Source organism: Pseudomonas sp. HLT2-19-2 (assembly GCF_054898005.1).
In genome coordinates this window covers 4,392,459-4,407,936 of record NZ_CM142712.1, presented here as the reverse complement: position 1 = coordinate 4,407,936, position 15,478 = coordinate 4,392,459, and the positions used below count along the sequence as shown (strand labels likewise).

General features: G+C 61.5%; 18 protein-coding genes and 1 riboswitch. Of the genes, 16 read left to right on the top strand and 2 right to left on the bottom strand.

Annotated features, from left to right (window positions below):
* Positions 1-100: 100 nt before the first annotated feature.
* From ACYZTU_RS20455 to ACYZTU_RS20445, 3 genes are all read left to right on the top strand, one after another.
* Complete coding sequence (locus tag ACYZTU_RS20455; protein WP_461965058.1) at positions 101-751, top strand: C40 family peptidase; 651 nt, start codon at positions 101-103, stop codon at positions 749-751.
* A gap of 165 nt (positions 752-916) precedes the next feature.
* Complete coding sequence (locus tag ACYZTU_RS20450) at positions 917-1,453, top strand: C40 family peptidase (protein ID WP_282377572.1); 537 nt, start codon at positions 917-919, stop codon at positions 1,451-1,453.
* Positions 1,454-1,468: 15 nt separating this feature from the next.
* A complete protein-coding gene (locus ACYZTU_RS20445; RefSeq protein WP_461965056.1) occupies positions 1,469-2,122 on the top strand; it encodes an O-methyltransferase in 654 nt (217 codons plus the stop codon).
* 4 nt (positions 2,123-2,126) lie between these two features.
* Here ACYZTU_RS20445 and ACYZTU_RS20440 read toward each other — a convergent pair whose 3' ends face one another.
* Positions 2,127-3,440 (bottom strand): PQQ-dependent sugar dehydrogenase, encoded by a 1,314-nt coding sequence (locus tag ACYZTU_RS20440; protein WP_461965054.1) that lies wholly within the window; start codon positions 3,438-3,440, stop codon positions 2,127-2,129.
* Between the two features lie 68 nt (positions 3,441-3,508).
* Positions 3,509-4,093, bottom strand: coding sequence for a hypothetical protein (locus ACYZTU_RS20435; RefSeq protein ID WP_449645672.1), 585 nt, complete (start codon positions 4,091-4,093; stop codon positions 3,509-3,511).
* Positions 4,094-4,246: 153 nt separating this feature from the next.
* Positions 4,247-4,480: riboswitch (cobalamin riboswitch) on the top strand.
* Positions 4,481-4,560: 80 nt separating this feature from the next.
* Between ACYZTU_RS20435 and cobO the strand changes: the two genes are divergently transcribed.
* The 13 genes from cobO (at position 4,561) to ACYZTU_RS20370 (ending at position 15,461) form a co-directional block, all read left to right on the top strand.
* Entirely contained in the window at positions 4,561-5,172 is a 612-nt protein-coding gene (gene cobO / locus ACYZTU_RS20430) for a cob(I)yrinic acid a,c-diamide adenosyltransferase (RefSeq protein ID WP_074874701.1), read from the top strand.
* A gap of 10 nt (positions 5,173-5,182) precedes the next feature.
* Positions 5,183-6,520, top strand: coding sequence for a cobyrinate a,c-diamide synthase (locus tag ACYZTU_RS20425; protein WP_461965052.1), 1,338 nt, complete (start codon positions 5,183-5,185; stop codon positions 6,518-6,520).
* Positions 6,517-7,167, top strand: coding sequence for a 5,6-dimethylbenzimidazole synthase (gene bluB / locus ACYZTU_RS20420; protein WP_461965050.1), 651 nt, complete (start codon positions 6,517-6,519; stop codon positions 7,165-7,167). The genes ACYZTU_RS20425 and bluB overlap by 4 nt, the downstream gene beginning before the upstream one ends.
* Positions 7,164-8,072 (top strand): adenosylcobinamide-phosphate synthase CbiB, encoded by a 909-nt coding sequence (cbiB, locus tag ACYZTU_RS20415; RefSeq protein ID WP_461965048.1) that lies wholly within the window; start codon positions 7,164-7,166, stop codon positions 8,070-8,072. The genes bluB and cbiB overlap by 4 nt, the downstream gene beginning before the upstream one ends.
* On the top strand, positions 8,065-9,057 hold the full coding sequence (cobD, locus tag ACYZTU_RS20410) for a threonine-phosphate decarboxylase CobD (RefSeq protein WP_461965047.1): 993 nt from the start codon (positions 8,065-8,067) through the stop codon (positions 9,055-9,057). Before cbiB ends, cobD begins: the two co-directional genes overlap by 8 nt.
* The gene (locus tag ACYZTU_RS20405; RefSeq protein WP_461965045.1) at positions 9,054-10,526 is read left to right on the top strand and encodes a cobyric acid synthase; all 1,473 of its coding nucleotides are present in this window, start codon (positions 9,054-9,056) and stop codon (positions 10,524-10,526) included. The genes cobD and ACYZTU_RS20405 overlap by 4 nt, the downstream gene beginning before the upstream one ends.
* 128 nt (positions 10,527-10,654) lie before the next feature.
* The gene (gene cobU, locus ACYZTU_RS20400; RefSeq protein ID WP_461965043.1) at positions 10,655-11,176 is read left to right on the top strand and encodes a bifunctional adenosylcobinamide kinase/adenosylcobinamide-phosphate guanylyltransferase; all 522 of its coding nucleotides are present in this window, start codon (positions 10,655-10,657) and stop codon (positions 11,174-11,176) included.
* Positions 11,173-12,228 carry a nicotinate-nucleotide--dimethylbenzimidazole phosphoribosyltransferase gene (gene cobT / locus ACYZTU_RS20395; protein WP_461965041.1) on the top strand — a complete coding sequence of 352 codons (1,056 nt, stop codon included), beginning with the start codon at positions 11,173-11,175 and terminating at the stop codon, positions 12,226-12,228. The genes cobU and cobT overlap by 4 nt, the downstream gene beginning before the upstream one ends.
* Positions 12,225-12,800 carry an alpha-ribazole phosphatase family protein gene (gene cobC / locus ACYZTU_RS20390; protein ID WP_461965039.1) on the top strand — a complete coding sequence of 192 codons (576 nt, stop codon included), beginning with the start codon at positions 12,225-12,227 and terminating at the stop codon, positions 12,798-12,800. The genes cobT and cobC overlap by 4 nt, the downstream gene beginning before the upstream one ends.
* Before the next feature lie 2 nt (positions 12,801-12,802).
* Complete coding sequence (locus ACYZTU_RS20385) at positions 12,803-13,537, top strand: adenosylcobinamide-GDP ribazoletransferase (RefSeq protein WP_461965036.1); 735 nt, start codon at positions 12,803-12,805, stop codon at positions 13,535-13,537.
* A gap of 139 nt (positions 13,538-13,676) precedes the next feature.
* Positions 13,677-14,081 (top strand): MarR family winged helix-turn-helix transcriptional regulator, encoded by a 405-nt coding sequence (locus ACYZTU_RS20380; RefSeq protein WP_461965034.1) that lies wholly within the window; start codon positions 13,677-13,679, stop codon positions 14,079-14,081.
* Between the two features lie 52 nt (positions 14,082-14,133).
* Positions 14,134-15,342 (top strand): MFS transporter, encoded by a 1,209-nt coding sequence (locus ACYZTU_RS20375; protein ID WP_461965032.1) that lies wholly within the window; start codon positions 14,134-14,136, stop codon positions 15,340-15,342.
* Positions 15,339-15,461 (top strand): hypothetical protein, encoded by a 123-nt coding sequence (locus ACYZTU_RS20370; protein ID WP_461965030.1) that lies wholly within the window; start codon positions 15,339-15,341, stop codon positions 15,459-15,461. The genes ACYZTU_RS20375 and ACYZTU_RS20370 overlap by 4 nt, the downstream gene beginning before the upstream one ends.
* The last annotated feature ends 17 nt before the right edge of the window (positions 15,462-15,478 follow it).

Sequence of the window (15,478 nt, the reverse complement as noted above, 5' to 3'; positions counted from 1 at the left end):
AGAAACCGATAAGTCACATCAAGATCGATTGAATTTGCAAATGAGATTGATAGTGGGCATAGTCTCGCCTTCTTTAAAACTATCAGACACGGTCGTGCCCATGCTAAATCGCTTTGCACCCCTCGTGCCCCTCGCATTCGTCACCCTGTTGTTCGGTTGCGCTGCTCACTCTCCAGTGTCCCAGCAAGAGCAGCAACAGCAGGCTAAAAATTCTGTTTCTGCCCAATCTTCCGTTCTTTATCAGCAAGCGCTTGAACAGGAAGAGGCGGCCACCGAAAAAGAATTGGTAGACTTCGCCGGCGGCAAGTCGTACCAGCTTCCGGTTCTGGCCGACAGCATCCTCGAACGTGGCATGTCCCTGATCGGTACCCGTTACCGTTTCGGCGGCACCTCCGAAGCCGGCTTTGATTGCAGTGGCTTCATCGGTTACCTGTTTCGTGAAGAAGCCGGCCTGAACTTGCCACGCTCCACTCGCGAAATGATCAACGTGGACGCTCCGTTGGTTTCGCGCAGCAAACTGAAGCCTGGCGACTTGCTGTTTTTCGCCACCAATGGCCGTCGCGGCCGCGTCAGTCACGCCGGGATCTACCTGGGTGACAACCAGTTCATCCATTCCAGCAGCCGCCGCAGCGGTGGTGTCCGGATCGATAGCCTGGGCGACAGCTACTGGAGCAAGACCTTCATCGAAGCCAAGCGCGCACTGGCGATGACGCCAACTGCAGCCCCGTCTATCGTCACGGCACGCAAGTAAGCGGACATTTTGTAAGGTGAACTTAAAGTCTTACTTGAAGTTTGCCGCGTAGCCGCTAGAATCCTGATCTATTATTGATGGCAAACCGCCTGCGTCCTGCGCAGGCGGTTTTCTTTTCTGTCCTCCCGGCAGAAAAAGCCGCAGCCAGATCAGGATGTTCTGCATATGTCGACGTCGGCCCGCCTCGCAATCATGTTCTTCGCAGCGCTGCTCAGCGCCTGCGCCAGCCGTACACCGCCTCCTGCGCCGGTGGTTCGCGCGCCCATTGTTTTCGGTTCCTCCCAAGCATTCTCCCCTGAGGCAGAAGACGTGTTGTTCCGCGCGCTCGGCCTGGTGGGCACCCCGTACCGTTGGGGTGGCAACACGCCGGCTTCGGGTTTCGATTGCAGCGGGCTGATCGGTTACGTCTACCATGACGTCGCCGGCATTTCCCTGCCGCGTACCACCCGCGAGATGATCAGCATGCAGGCGGCCAGTGTGGGCAAGGAAGGTCTGCAAACTGGTGACCTGATCTTCTTCGCCACCAATGGCGGCTCCCAGGTCAGCCACGCCGGGATCTACGTCGGCGAAGGTCGCTTCGTCCATGCGCCCGCCACCGGCGGCACGGTGAAGCTCGACAGCTTGTCCAAAGCTTACTGGCAGAAAGCCTATCTGAGTGCCAAGCGCGTCTTGCAACCTGAGCACTTGGCACGCAACCCCTAAATTGCAGAGGTTGTCATGACCGCTCGCACACTCAATCTCGACGATTCCCTGTATCAATACCTGCTCGACGTTTCCCTGCGCGAAACGCTGCTGCTCAAGCGTTTGCGTGACGAAACCCAGGCGCTGCCCATGGCTCGCTGGCAAGTGGCGCCGGAGCAGGGCCAGTTCCTCGCGCTACTGGTGAAACTCACCGGCGCCAAGCGTCTCTTGGAAGTCGGCACCTTCACCGGTTACAGCGCCTTGTGCATGGCGGCTGCATTGCCGGATGACGGCTCGCTGATCTGCTGCGACATTCCTGGCGACTACAATGCCACCGCGCGCCGTTACTGGCAGGAGGCGGGGTTAACCGAACGAATTGACCTACGCTTGGCACCTGCGCTGGAAACCCTCGCTCAGATGGACCAGCAAGAGCCGTTCGACCTGATCTTCATCGATGCCGATAAAGCCAACTATCCACGCTATCTGGAGCACGCCCTGCGTCTGCTGCGAGTCGGCGGTCTGGCGGTGTTTGATAACACGCTGTGGAGCGCACGGGTGCTTGAGGGCAATCCCGAGAGCGAGGACACCCGAGCCATCCAGGCGCTCAATCGCGCCTTGAAAGATGACTCGCGTGTGGATCTGTCATTGTTGCCGTTGGGCGATGGATTGACGCTGTGCCGCAAGCGCTAAGCGCTTACTTGGTCGCCGATACGCGCCACACCTTGTTGCCCACGTCATCCGCCACCAACAAATCACCCTGCTGATCAATCACCACGCCTACCGGACGGCCCATGGCTTTTTCCTCGTCATTGAGGAAACCGGTGAGCACATCAACCGGCTGCCCGGTCGGTTTCCCTGCGCTGAACGGTACGAAAATCACTTTGTAGCCACTGTGCGGCTTACGGTTCCACGAGCCATGCTGGCCGATGAATGCGCCTTCCTTGAACTGCGCCGGCAGCGTGTTGCCCTCAGCGAACGTCAGGCCCAGCGATGCGGTATGCGGGCCGACCGCGTAGTCCGGAGCAATGGCCTTGGCCACGAGGTCGGGGTTTTGCGGTTCGACGCGAATGTCGACGTGTTGACCGTAATAACTGTAAGGCCAGCCGTAGAACCCGCCGTCTTTCACTGAAGTGATGTAGTCCGGCACCAGGTCGCTGCCGATTTCGTCGCGCTCGTTGACCGCCGTCCACAGTGCGCCGCTCTGAGGTTCCCAAGCCAGGCCGTTTGGATTACGAATCCCCGAGGCGAAGATTCGATGGTTGCCGGTGGCGCGATCTACTTCCCAAATCGCCGCGCGACCTTCTTCCTTGTCCATGCCGTTTTCGGCGACGTTGCTGTTGGAGCCCACCGTCACGTACAGCTTGTGGCCGTCCTTGCTGGCGATGACGTTTTTGGTCCAGTGGTGATTCAGCGTACCGCCCGGCAGGTCGATCACCTTCATTGGCTGTGATTTGATCGCCGTCTCGCCGTTTTCATAGTGGAAGCGCAGCAAGCGGTCGGTGTCGGCGACGTACAGGTCATTGCCGACCAGGGTCATGCCGAAGGGCGAGTTGAGGTTTTCCAGAAACACCGTGCGGGTTTCGGCGATGCCGTCGTGGTCCTTGTCCCGCAGCAGCGTGATGCGGTTCGGGCTCGGTACTGTGGCGCCGGCACGGCCCATGACTTTGCCCATGACCCAGCCACGAATGCCTTTGCCGTCATCGGGTTTGGGCGGTGCATTGGTTTCGGCGACCAGCACGTCGCCGTTGGGCAACACGTAGAGCCAGCGCGGGTGATCGAGACCTTCAGCAAAGGCCGCCACTTGAGTCCCTGTCGCAGCGATGGGTTTAGCGCCGTCCGGCCAGCCGATCGCCGGGGCGATGTTCACCGTCGGGATCAGGGTTTTGTTTGGTTCTGGCAGCTTGGGAGAGGGGCCGGTGCCGTCGGAGATTTGCAGCCTGGAGGTTTCACCACAGGCGGCAAGCCCTCCGGCGAGCACGATGACGAGAGCGAGCTGAGGCTTGCGCATGCTGATCTTCCCTATGAATGCATTGACCTAATCAATAGAGAAGCGCAGGTGCGCGATGGTTCAACCGGTCAACCGCGGGCTTCCTTGAACAGCACGGCGATGCCGGGGTGATAGTTGCCGGCTTCGTTGCGCAATTTGCGATAGGCATAGGGGAAATACCAGGCCACCGCGCAGGTGTGTTCCTTTTGCAGGTCGTCGACCATGTCCTGGAGTTCTTCCGGAGTAGCGCTTTGTTGGGCTTTTTGCGGCGCAACGAACAGGCAGCCGAGTTTCAGGTCGCTGGCGTAGCTGATGCGCTTGGCGTCGCTGGTGATGTCCTGCAATGCTTGAGTCAGGTTCAGGCTGTTGACGCGTGGCCAGCGCTGGGTCGCCTGAAGGTAAGCGCGTTCTTCACGGGTAGCGATAAACAGATCGGCGCGGCCATTGCGTTCGCCTTCTTCGGTCTGTTTACGGGTCGGCGTTTGTTGCAGCGTCACCATTTCCGCCATCCACGCAGCGGCGGACAGCAGGCTCAGGTTGGCTTTTTCATCGAACCAGTAAGGCGTGTCGTTATCGCCGCGCACGGCGTTGTAGCGGTCGATACAGTCAAACCAGCGTTCCAGCACCGGGCGCAGGAATTCCAGCTTCGGATTGCTGATGATCATGCCTTGCATGTGGCTCACCTTTTTATTGTGCTGTGAGATTGTGGCTCTTTGATATCACTGTCGTGAGTGTGGCACAAGATTGGCGTCAGATAATTGATCGACGGCAGTTATTCGCTCGCAGGCCGCCCGTCTTCAATTGACGCTCCATCCCCAACCCTCTAACCTTCGCGGCTTGTTTCAGGTGCTCTGTGACTGCGGTCGACAGAGTGAAACAGGGAAGCCGGTGAGCGATCTCTTCAATTGATGAAGGCTCACGATCCCGGCGCTGCCCCCGCAACGGTAAATGAGTGAAGACTGCGCCTTGAGCCACTGTGTCGAGTGTCGACATGGGAAGGCGCGCAGTCAGGCGAATCGCCGCTCATGAGCCCGGAGACCGGCCTGATCCATTCAGCGGCATCACGGTGGGCGATGCCAGGCTTTTTGCCGTCTATTCTTGTGCCTGCCCGCCGTTATCCAGCCTCAACGGAGAGCTCCCCATGACTGATACCCCCGATCGTGACGAACGTCATCTGGCGCGCATGCTGCGCAAAAAAGCCGTGATCGACGAACGCATCGCCAACTCCCCGAATGAATGCGGCCTGCTGCTGGTGCTGACCGGCAACGGCAAAGGCAAAAGCAGTTCGGCCTTCGGCATGCTCGCCCGGTCCATGGGCCACGGCATGCAGTGTGGCGTGGTGCAGTTCATCAAGGGGCGCAACAGCACCGGCGAAGAATTGTTCTTCCGGCGCTTCCCGGAACAGGTGCGTTTTCATGTGATGGGCGAGGGCTTCACCTGGGAAACCCAGGATCGCCAGCGTGACATCGCCGCCGCTGAAGCTGCGTGGGCGGTGTCCCGCGAATTGCTGCGTGATCCGTCGATTGGCCTGGTGGTGCTCGACGAATTGAACATTGCGCTCAAGCACGGCTACCTCGATCTGGATCAGGTGCTCAGCGATTTGCAGGCGCGTCCGCCGATGCAGCACGTGGTGGTCACCGGTCGCGGTGCCAAGCCGGAGATGATCGAACTGGCCGACACGGTCACCGAAATGGGAGTGATCAAACACGCGTTTCAGGCCGGGATCAAAGCGCAAAAAGGCGTCGAGCTGTGAATACTACTTTATGAAAATCAGCCGTCACTGCCCGGCGGTGCTGATTGCCGCGCCGGCTTCCGGTCAGGGCAAGACCACCGTCACCGCCGCGCTGGCCCGTTTGCATCGCAATCAGGGGCGCAAGGTTCGCGTATTCAAGTGCGGCCCGGACTTTCTCGACCCGATGATTCTCGAGCGCGCCAGCGGTGCGCCGGTGTATCAACTGGACATGTGGATGGTCGGCGAGCAGGAAAGTCGTCGTCTGTTGTGGGAAGCCGCCGGCGAAGCCGACCTGATCCTCATCGAAGGCGTCATGGGGCTGTTTGACGGTACGCCGTCCAGCGCTGATCTGGCGCGACACTTCGGTGTGCCGGTGCTGGGTGTGATCGACGGCACCGCCATGGCCCAGACCTTTGGCGCACTGGCGTTGGGGCTGGCGCGCTATCAGCCGGATTTGCCGTTTGCCGGTGTGTTGGCCAACCGCGTTGGCACAGTGCGTCACGCACAATTGCTCGAAGGCAGCCTGACCGAAGGCTTGCGCTGGTACGGCGCGTTGTCCCGGGAAACCGGGATCGAATTGCCGAGTCGTCATTTGGGTCTGGTTCAGGCCAGCGAGTTGAACGATCTCGACCTGCGCCTCGATGCAGCGGCCGATGCACTGGCCAGCAGTTGCGAGGTCGCGCTGCCACCGGCGGTGGAATTCGCGGTTCCTGATGTGATCGCTGCCGAGCCGTTGCTGGCCGGTGTGCGAATTGCCGTGGCCCGAGATGAAGCGTTTGCCTTCACCTACGGCGCAAGCCTGGATCTGCTGCGCGCCATGGGCGCCGAGTTGCTGTTTTTTTCGCCGATCCGTGATGCGCAACTGCCGGAGGCAGACAGTCTTTATCTGCCGGGTGGTTATCCCGAATTGCATCATGTGGCGCTGTCACAGAACACCACAATGCTGACTGCAATCCGCGCTCACCATGCGGCGGATAAACCGTTGTTGGCCGAATGTGGGGGCATGCTGTATCTGCTCGACTCGTTGACCGATGTCGAGGGCACTCGCGCTGAATTGGTCGGCTTGCTGGCAGGGGAGGCGGTGATGCAAAAACGTCTGGCCGCGTTGGCGTTGCAGGCGGTCGAATTGCCGGAAGGTTCGTTGCGCGGGCACACCTATCACCATTCGCTGACCAGTACCGAGCTTGAGCCAATCGCTCGTGGCCTGAGCCCTAACGGCGGGCGTGGGGCAGAGGCGATTTATCGTGAAGGGCGGATGACCGCCTCTTATGTGCACTTCTATTTTCCGTCCAATCCATCGGCGGTTGCCGCGCTATTTGCGCCTGACCAAAATCCTGTGGGAGCGGGCTTGCCCGCGAAGAGGCCATGACTGACAACGCCTTCTCCGAAGCCGAACGCGCAGCGGTCTACCGAGCCATCGCCGAACGCCGTGACATGCGCCATTTCAGCGGCGGCACCGTCGAGCCGCAATTACTGCGGCGCCTGCTCGAAGCGGCGCATCAGGCACCGAGTGTCGGCCTGATGCAGCCCTGGCGGTTCATCCGCATCAGCGATCGAGCCCTGCGCGGCAAGATCCAGCTACTGGTGGAAGAAGAACGCATCCGCACCGCCGAAGCCCTCGGCGAGCGCACCGACGAATTCATGAAGCTGAAAGTCGAAGGCATCAACGACTGCGCCGAAGTGTTGGTCGCCGCGCTGATGGACGATCGCGAGCGCCATATTTTCGGCCGTCGCACCTTGCCGGAAATGGACATGGCCTCGTTGTCCTGCGCGATTCAGAACCTTTGGCTGGCCTCCCGCGTCGAAGGACTGGGCATGGGCTGGGTGTCGTTGTTCGAGCCGCAAGCCCTGGCGGACCTGCTGGGTTTGCCGGCCGGCGCCAAACCCTTAGCCGTTCTTTGCCTGGGGCCGGTCAAGGAATTTTATCCGGCGCCGATGCTGGTACTCGAAGGCTGGGCGCAGGCGCGTCCGCTCAGTGAGCTGTTGTACGAAAATTATTGGGGAGTGAGTCAATGAGTGTGGCGTTGTTGAGTGTCGCCGCGGTTGCGCTGGATGCGCTGCTGGGTGAACCCAAACGCTGGCATCCGCTGGTGGCGTTCGGCCGTTTTGCCGATCGCATCGAGCAACGTTTCAACTCCGGCGGTCGCGGCTGGCGCAGTCATGGCGTCACTGCCTGGGTAATTGCAGTGTTGCCGCTGACGTTGCTGGCCACGGCGTTTTCCTGGGCGCCCTATGTCGGCTGGATCGTCGAAATTCTCGCGCTCTATTGCGCCCTCGGCCTGCGCAGCCTCGGTGAACACGTCGAACCGGTGGCCAAAGCCCTGCGCAGCGATGATCTGGACGAGGCGCGCAAACGCGTGGGTTATCTGGTCAGTCGCCAGACCAGCGAACTGGGTAAAACCGAAGTCGCCCGGGCTGCCACCGAATCGGTGCTGGAGAACGGCAGTGACGCGGTGTTTGCCGCGTTGTTCTGGTTTGCCGTGGCCGGCGCGCCCGGTGTGGTGCTCTACCGATTGAGCAACACCCTCGATGCGATGTGGGGTTACCGCAACCAACGCTTCGAGCGTTTCGGCTGGGCGGCGGCAAAGATCGACGACATCCTCAATTACATTCCTGCACGCCTGGTGGCGTTGACCTACGCGCTGCTGGGCAAAACCCGACTCGCTCTAAAGTGCTGGCGCACCCAAGGCCCGACCTGGGACAGCCCGAATGCTGGCCCAGTGATGGCGGCGGGTGCCGGTGCGCTCGGTGTCGAGTTGGGCGGGGCGGCGATTTATCACGGTGAACTGCATCAGCGTCCACAATTGGGCGAAGGCGTGCCGGCGGACGCCGACTCCATCGACCGTGGCTGGCAATTGGTCCAGCGCGGGGTATGGTTATGGTTGCTGATCCTCTGCGTGGGGGCTGAATTCTATGCTTGAGCACGGTGGTCGGTTACGCAAGGCGGCGCTCGAGTACGGCATCGCCGAAGCCGATTGGCTCGACCTGTCCAGCGGCCTCGCACCCTGGCCGTTTCCGGTCCCGGAGATCCCGTTGCGGGCCTGGGCGCGTTTGCCGGAAACCGATGACGGTCTGGAGCAGGCGGCCTGTGATTATTACGGTGCCGCACAGGTGTTGCCGGTGGCCGGTTCGCAAATGGCGATCCAGTTGCTGCCGCGTTTACGCCGGGCGGGCAAGGTCGGCGTGCTCTCGCCGTGTTACGCCGAACACGCCGAAGCGTGGCGACGCCATGGCTACATCGTGCGTGAAGTGCTGGAGCAGGAAGTCGACTTCTATCTCGACAGCCTCGACGTGCTGGTGGTGGTCAACCCGAACAATCCTACTGGCCTGAGCCTGACACCGAGGCGGTTGCTCGACTGGCACTCGCGGCTGGCCCAGCGCGGTGGCTGGCTGGTGGTGGACGAGGCGTTCATGGACAACACGCCGTCGCTGAGCCTCGCACCTTTTGCCCATCAGGTCGGGATGATCGTGCTGCGTTCCTTCGGCAAGTTTTTCGGTCTGGCGGGTGTGCGCCTGGGTTTCGTGCTGGCGGAGCGCAAGTTGCTCAAATTGCTGGCCGAGCAAGTGGGACCGTGGGCGGTCAGCGGGCCGACGCGGGTGCTGGGCCAGGCTTGTCTGCTGGATACCGAAGGGCATGCCCGGCAACGGGTTCGCGCTGAAGAGGCCAGTGAGCGTCTGGCGCTGCTGCTTGAACAGCACGGCTTCACACCCCAGGGCGGCTGCGCCTTGTTTCAATGGCTGATCACCGAACGCGCCGAAGCACTGCATGAGTTCATGGCCCGGCGCGGCATTCTGCTGCGTTTGTTCACGCACAACAGCAGCCTGCGTTTCGGTTTGCCCGCCGATGAAGCCGACTGGACACGTCTCGCGCAAGCGTTCGAAGCCTACGCTAGGGAAACCCAATGACTACGTTGAAGGTGCAAGGCGCCACATTAATGGTGCAAGGCACCACTTCCGACGCCGGTAAAAGCACGCTGGTGACGGCGTTGTGCCGCTGGGTCACGCGTCAGGGCGTGAGCGTCGTGCCGTTCAAGCCGCAGAACATGGCACTCAACAGTGCCGTGACCGCCGACGGTGGCGAGATCGGTCGCGCGCAAGCGGTGCAGGCTCAGGCGGCCAACCTTGAGCCGCACACCGACATGAACCCGGTGCTGCTCAAACCCAACAGCGATACCGGCGCCCAAGTGATCATCCATGGTCGTGCGGTCACGACGATGAACGCCGTTGCCTATCACGACTACAAAACCATCGCCATGCAAGCGGTGCTGGCCTCCCATGAGCGGCTGAGCGCGGCGTATCCGGTGGTCATGGTCGAAGGCGCGGGCTCGCCGGCCGAGATCAATCTGCGCGCTGGCGACATCGCCAACATGGGCTTTGCCGAGGCGGTGGATTGCCCGGTGGTTTTGATCGCCGACATCAATCGCGGCGGGGTTTTCGCGCATCTGGTGGGCACCCTGGAACTGCTGTCGCCCAGCGAGCAGGCGCGGGTCAAAGGCTTCATCATCAACCGTTTTCGCGGCGACATCGCCTTGCTGCAACCGGGCCTCGACTGGCTGGAAGAGCGTACCGGCAAACCGGTGATCGGCGTTCTGCCTTACGTGATGGACCTGCACCTGGAAGCCGAGGACGGCATCGACCAGCGTCAGACCGACAAGGCTGACCAGGTGCTGAAAGTGTTGGTGCCGGTACTGCCGCGCATCAGCAACCATACCGATTTCGATCCGCTGCGCTTGCACCCGCAGGTGGATCTGCAATTCATCGGCCCCGGCCAGGCGATTCCACCGGCCGACCTGATGATTCTCCCCGGTTCGAAAAGCGTGCGCAGCGACCTCGCGTATCTGCGGGCCAATGGCTGGGATACTGCGATCAGTCGTCATCTGCGTTATGGCGGCAAAGTGCTGGGCATCTGCGGTGGTCTGCAAATGCTCGGTGATCAGGTACACGACCCGCTGGGCCTCGAAGGTGCACCCGGTTCCAGCGTCGGTCTGGGTTTGCTGGCGTTCGAAACCCAGCTCGAAGAAGAGAAGCAATTGCGCAATGTGCGCGGGCGTCTGGCGCTGGAAGACGCGCCGGTCAGCGGCTATGAAATTCATGCCGGCGTGACCACCGGGCCGGCGTTGGAAAACGCCGCGGTGCAGCTGGAAGACGGTCGCTGCGACGGTGCGCAAAGCGAGGACGGGCAGATTTTCGGCACCTATCTGCATGGGCTGTTTGAATCGCCTGCAGCGTGCAGTGCGCTGTTGCGCTGGGCAGGTTTGCAGGCGGTGCAGGACGTGGATTATCACGCGTTGCGAGAGCGCGATATCGAGCGGCTGGCGGATCTGGTGGAAAAGCATCTGGATACCCGACTGCTGCGTGAGCTCTGCGGGTTTTGAGGTGTATTTTAGGACGCCTTCGCGGGCAAGCCTCGCTCCTACAGGATCAAGCGCGCTCAGGTCCTGTAGGAGCGAGGCTTGCCCGCGAAGAGGCCCGTCGCCACACCGACAATTTGAAGGAATGAACCATGCTGCAACTGATCCTCGGCGGCGCCCGTTCCGGCAAAAGTCGCCTGGCCGAAAAACTCGCCTCCGACAGCGCTCTGACGGTGACTTACATCGCCACCAGTCAACCGCTCGACGGTGAAATGAACGAACGGGTCGCCCATCACCGCGCCCGTCGTCCGGCCGAATGGGCGTTGATCGAAGAGCCTGTGGCGCTCGCCCGCGTCCTGCGCGAAACCGCCAGCGCCGATCGGTGCCTGCTGGTGGATTGCCTGACGTTGTGGATGACCAATCTGCTGATGCTCGACGACACCGAGCGTCTGTCAGCCGAACGTGATGCGTTGCTGGACTGCCTGGCGTCGCTGCCGGGTGAAATCATTTTTGTCAGCAACGAGACCGGCATGGGTGTCGTGCCGCTGGGCGAATTGACCCGCCGCTATGTCGATGAAGCCGGTTGGCTGCATCAAGCGTTGGCCGAGCGCTGTGAGCGAGTTGTCCTGACCGTCGCCGGCCTGCCCCTGACTTTGAAAGGAACTGCGTTATGACTCAATCCTGGTGGCTGAACCCCTGTAAGCCGATCGATGCTCAAGCGGTCGAGCAGGCACAGGCCCGTCAACAGCAGCTGACCAAGCCTGCCGGCTCCCTCGGTCGGCTTGAGTCGGTGGCCGTGCAATTGGCCGGGTTACAGGGGCAGGTCAAGCCGAGACTCGATCAGCTGTGGATCGCGATTTTTGCCGGTGACCACGGCGTGGTCGCGGAAGGGGTGTCGGCATTTCCTCAGGAAGTCACCGGGCAGATGCTGCACAACTTCGTCAGCGGTGGCGCGGCGATCAGCGTGTTGGCGCGGCAACTCGGGGCCCCCCTGGAAGTGGTCGACCTCGGGACCGTCACGCCGTCGTTGAATTTGCCGGGTGTGCGTCACTTGAACATCGGCCTGGGCACGGCGAATTTCGTCGAAGGATCGGCCATGACACCGGCTCAAGGCGAACTCGCTTTGCAGGCTGGCCGCGACAGCGTGCAGCGCGCCATCGCGGCCGGTGCGCAGTTGTTTATCGGTGGCGAGATGGGCATCGGCAATACCACCGCGGCCAGCGCGTTGGCCTGTGCCTTGCTCGATTGCCCGGTGGTGCATCTGGCCGGGCCGGGCACGGGTTTGAACGCCGCGGGTGTCAGCCATAAAGCTCTGGTTATCGAGCGCGCTTTGGCATTGCACAACGCTCAACGCGGCGATGCTCTGCGAACCCTGTACAACCTCGGCGGTTTTGAAATAGCTGCGCTGGTCGGCGCGTATCTGGCGTGTGCCCAGGATGGTGTCGCGGTGCTGGTGGACGGTTTCATTTGCAGCGTCGCGGCATTGGTGGCGGTGCAATTGAATCCTGAATGCCGTCAGTGGCTGTTGTTTGGTCATCGCGGCGCCGAGCCGGGTCATCGTCATGTCCTGGAAACCTTGAATGCCGAACCGCTGCTGGACCTCGGCCTGCGTCTGGGCGAGGGCAGTGGCGCGGCGTTGGCCGTGCCGTTGCTGCGTCTGGCGTGCGATCTTCACGGGCAGATGGCGACCTTCGCCGAGGCCGCCGTGGCGGACCGTCCGGCATGACCTTGCGCCTGGACCTGTTGCGCCACGGCGAAACCGAACTCGGCGGCGGCTTGCGCGGCAGCCTCGACGATGCGCTGACCGACAAGGGCTGGGCGCAGATGCGCGCAGCGGTGATCGAGCAGGGGCCATGGGATCGTTTGGTCAGCTCGCCGTTGCAGCGTTGTGCGCGATTTGCACAAGAACTCGGCGCGCAACTGGGTTTGCCGGTGCAGTTGGATAAAGACGTGCAGGAGCTGCACTTCGGCGCCTGGGAAGGGCAGAGCGCCGCGGCGCTGATGGAAACCGATGCCGAGGCGTTGGGAGTGTTCTGGGCCGACCCTTATGCGTTTACGCCGCCTGAGGGTGAGCCGGTCGTGGATTTTTCGACGCGGGTGTTGGCGGCCGTTGAGCGTTTGCATATCGCCTACGCCGGCGAGCGGGTGTTGCTGATCAGTCACGGCGGGGTCATGCGTTTGTTGCTGGCTCAGGCGCGGGGTTTGCCTCGTGAGCAGTTGCTCAACGTCGAAGTCGGGCATGGTGCGTTGTTTTCGCTGTCGGTCGAATCCGGCGTGTTGTTAAGGGAAGCGACCTGACCATGTTGCCGTTCTGGATCGCCCTGCAATTTTTGAGCAGTTTGCCGGTTCGTCTGCCGGGCATGCCGACGCCACAGGAGTCGGGACGGTCGCTGCTGTTTTACCCCCTCGTCGGCCTGCTGTTTGGCGGGATTTTATGGGCGTTCAACTGGCTGTTACTCGGCACCCCGTTGTTGCTCCATGCAGCGCTGTTGCTGAGCGTTTGGGTGTTGCTCAGTGGTGCCTTGCACCTCGACGGCCTGGCCGATAGCGCCGATGCGTGGCTCGGTGGGTTCGGTGATCGCGAGCGCACGTTGACGATCATGAAGGACCCGCGCAGCGGCCCGATTGCGGTCGTGACGCTGGTGTTGGTGTTGCTGCTCAAGTTCGCCGCGTTGCTGGCATTGATCGAGCAGCAACACGCCGTTGTCCTGATTATCGTTCCGATGATTGGGCGCAGCGCGATGCTGGGGTTATTCCTGACCACGTCATATGTGCGTGCCGGGGGGTTGGGGCAAGCGCTGGCCGATCATCTGCCACGTTTGGCGGGCAAGCAGGTGTTGGCGGTCAGTGCGTTGGCGTGTGTTTTGATCGCCGGGCTCAGCGGCGTGTTGGCAGTGGCGTTGGCGGCGTTGGTGTTTGTCTGGTTGCGACAAGTGATGCTGCGCCGATTGGGCGGCACGACGGGCGATACGGCGGGGGCGTTGCTGGAAATCCTGGAAATGACGGTGATCGTAGGGCTTGCATTAGTTTTGTAGGAGCGAGGCTTGCCCGCGAAGAACGCACCGTAGTCTTGCAGAAAAACCGCGCTTTCGTTCTTCGCGGGCAAGCCTCGCTCCTACAGGTAACATGTCTTAATAATTTGCATTCAGTTAACCGCGGGTATATACACGCACCATGCTCGACTCCCAATGTTTATGCATCAACCTGCGTCGCGCCGCCCGCGGCGTCAGCAGGCACTACGACGGCGCTCTCGACGGCTTCGGGATCAACGTTGCCCAGTATTCTCTGCTGTGTAATTTGCAGCGTCTGGATAAACCGAGTATTTCCACGTTGGCCGAGGCCATGGGGCTGGATCGCAGCACCTTGGGGCGCAATCTACGGGTGCTGGAAGGCGAAGGCCTGCTGATGCTGGTCGAGGGCGAAGACATGCGCAACCGCATCGTCATGCTCACCGAGACCGGTGTTGAACGGCTGACAGCGGCCTTGCCGGCGTGGGAAGCGGCGCAACAGCGGTTGATTGATCGCTTGGGTGCCGAGAAACGTGAAACCTTGCTGCGACTGCTGGACGAGCTGGCGTGATGCCGGTTTTTCCGATCTTAAGCGGGTATATACCCGCTACCGGAGAATAAGAATGACATCGATGTGGCGTACGTGCGGTTGGGTTCTGTTGGGGAGTGCGCTGATTCTCGCATTGTCCTTGGGCGTACGGCACGGCTTCGGGCTGTTTCTGGCACCGATGAGTGCCGAGTTCGGCTGGGGGCGCGAGACGTTTGCCTTCGCCATTGCCTTGCAGAACCTGATCTGGGGCCTGGCGCAGCCCTTCACTGGCGCGCTGGCCGACCGCTTTGGCGCCGCGAAAGTAGTGCTGGTCGGCGGTGTCCTGTACGCATTGGGTCTGGTGTTCATGGGCCTGTCGGATTCGGCCGTGACCTTGTCCCTGAGTGCCGGCTTGTTGATCGGTATTGGCCTGTCGGGCACTTCGTTCTCAGTGATCCTTGGCGTGGTCGGCCGCGCGGTGCCGCCAGAGAAACGCAGCATGGGCATGGGCATTGCCAGCGCCGCCGGTTCTTTCGGCCAGTTCGCCATGTTGCCCGGTACGCTGGGGTTGATCGGCTGGCTCGGCTGGTCTGCTGCGTTACTGGTGTTGGGCCTGTTGGTGGCGCTGATCGTGCCGCTGGTGAGCATGCTCAAGGACAAGCCGCTACCGGTGTTCGGCCATGAACAAACGCTCTCCGAAGCATTGCGCGAAGCCTGTTCCCATTCAGGGTTCTGGCTGCTGGCATTCGGCTTCTTTGTCTGCGGTTTCCAGGTGGTATTCATCGGCGTGCACTTGCCAGCTTATCTGGTGGATCAGCACCTCCCGGCGACTGTCGGCACTACGGTGCTGGCGTTGATCGGGCTGTTCAACATTTTCGGTACCTACACGGCGGGCTGGCTCGGCGGGCGGATGTCCAAGCCGCGTTTGCTCACCGGCCTGTACCTGCTGCGGGCAGTGGTGATTGGGTTGTTCCTGTGGGCGCCAGTCACGACGACCACCGCGTACCTGTTCGGCATGGCGATGGGGTTTCTGTGGCTGTCGACGGTGCCGTTGACCAACGGCACCGTCGCGACCTTGTTCGGCGTGCGAAATCTGTCCATGCTCGGTGGGATTGTTTTCCTGTTTCACCAGCTCGGATCGTTCCTCGGCGGCTGGTTGGGCGGGGTGGTGTACGACCGAACCGGAAGCTATGACTTGATCTGGCAGGTAGCGATTCTCTTGAGCCTGTTGGCCGCAGCCCTGAACTGGCCGGTGCGTGAGCGACCGGTGGCGCGTCTGCAAACACAGATGAGTGCGCTATGAACAGCCTCTGGCCGCGGATCGCTGTCATCGCTGTCTGCGCATTGCTGCTGGCCCTGTCGTGGTGGGGCTGGCATCAGGGCGGGCTGGCGTTGATGCAACTGGGCATGGGTACTTGCTAGCAGGAGGTGATGGCGAG

What these genes read in the sequence shown, in the direction of transcription:
- ACYZTU_RS20370 (WP_461965030.1), top strand. Translation starts at nt 15,339, where the DNA reads ATGAACAGCCTCTGGCCGCGGATCGCTGTCATCGCTGTCTGCGCATTG.
- ACYZTU_RS20450 (WP_282377572.1), top strand. Translation starts at nt 917, where the DNA reads ATGTCGACGTCGGCCCGCCTCGCAATCATGTTCTTCGCAGCGCTGCTC.
- cobO (WP_074874701.1), top strand. Translation starts at nt 4,561, where the DNA reads ATGACTGATACCCCCGATCGTGACGAACGTCATCTGGCGCGCATGCTG.
- ACYZTU_RS20375 (WP_461965032.1), top strand. Translation starts at nt 14,134, where the DNA reads ATGACATCGATGTGGCGTACGTGCGGTTGGGTTCTGTTGGGGAGTGCG.
- ACYZTU_RS20435 (WP_449645672.1), bottom strand. Translation starts at nt 4,093, where the DNA reads ATGCAAGGCATGATCATCAGCAATCCGAAGCTGGAATTCCTGCGCCCG.
- ACYZTU_RS20380 (WP_461965034.1), top strand. Translation starts at nt 13,677, where the DNA reads ATGCTCGACTCCCAATGTTTATGCATCAACCTGCGTCGCGCCGCCCGC.
- cobU (WP_461965043.1), top strand. Translation starts at nt 10,655, where the DNA reads ATGCTGCAACTGATCCTCGGCGGCGCCCGTTCCGGCAAAAGTCGCCTG.
- bluB (WP_461965050.1), top strand. Translation starts at nt 6,517, where the DNA reads ATGACTGACAACGCCTTCTCCGAAGCCGAACGCGCAGCGGTCTACCGA.
- ACYZTU_RS20405 (WP_461965045.1), top strand. Translation starts at nt 9,054, where the DNA reads ATGACTACGTTGAAGGTGCAAGGCGCCACATTAATGGTGCAAGGCACC.
- ACYZTU_RS20455 (WP_461965058.1), top strand. Translation starts at nt 101, where the DNA reads ATGCTAAATCGCTTTGCACCCCTCGTGCCCCTCGCATTCGTCACCCTG.
- cbiB (WP_461965048.1), top strand. Translation starts at nt 7,164, where the DNA reads ATGAGTGTGGCGTTGTTGAGTGTCGCCGCGGTTGCGCTGGATGCGCTG.
- cobC (WP_461965039.1), top strand. Translation starts at nt 12,225, where the DNA reads ATGACCTTGCGCCTGGACCTGTTGCGCCACGGCGAAACCGAACTCGGC.
- cobT (WP_461965041.1), top strand. Translation starts at nt 11,173, where the DNA reads ATGACTCAATCCTGGTGGCTGAACCCCTGTAAGCCGATCGATGCTCAA.
- cobD (WP_461965047.1), top strand. Translation starts at nt 8,065, where the DNA reads ATGCTTGAGCACGGTGGTCGGTTACGCAAGGCGGCGCTCGAGTACGGC.
- ACYZTU_RS20385 (WP_461965036.1), top strand. Translation starts at nt 12,803, where the DNA reads ATGTTGCCGTTCTGGATCGCCCTGCAATTTTTGAGCAGTTTGCCGGTT.
- ACYZTU_RS20445 (WP_461965056.1), top strand. Translation starts at nt 1,469, where the DNA reads ATGACCGCTCGCACACTCAATCTCGACGATTCCCTGTATCAATACCTG.
- ACYZTU_RS20440 (WP_461965054.1), bottom strand. Translation starts at nt 3,440, where the DNA reads ATGCGCAAGCCTCAGCTCGCTCTCGTCATCGTGCTCGCCGGAGGGCTT.
- ACYZTU_RS20425 (WP_461965052.1), top strand. Translation starts at nt 5,183, where the DNA reads ATGAAAATCAGCCGTCACTGCCCGGCGGTGCTGATTGCCGCGCCGGCT.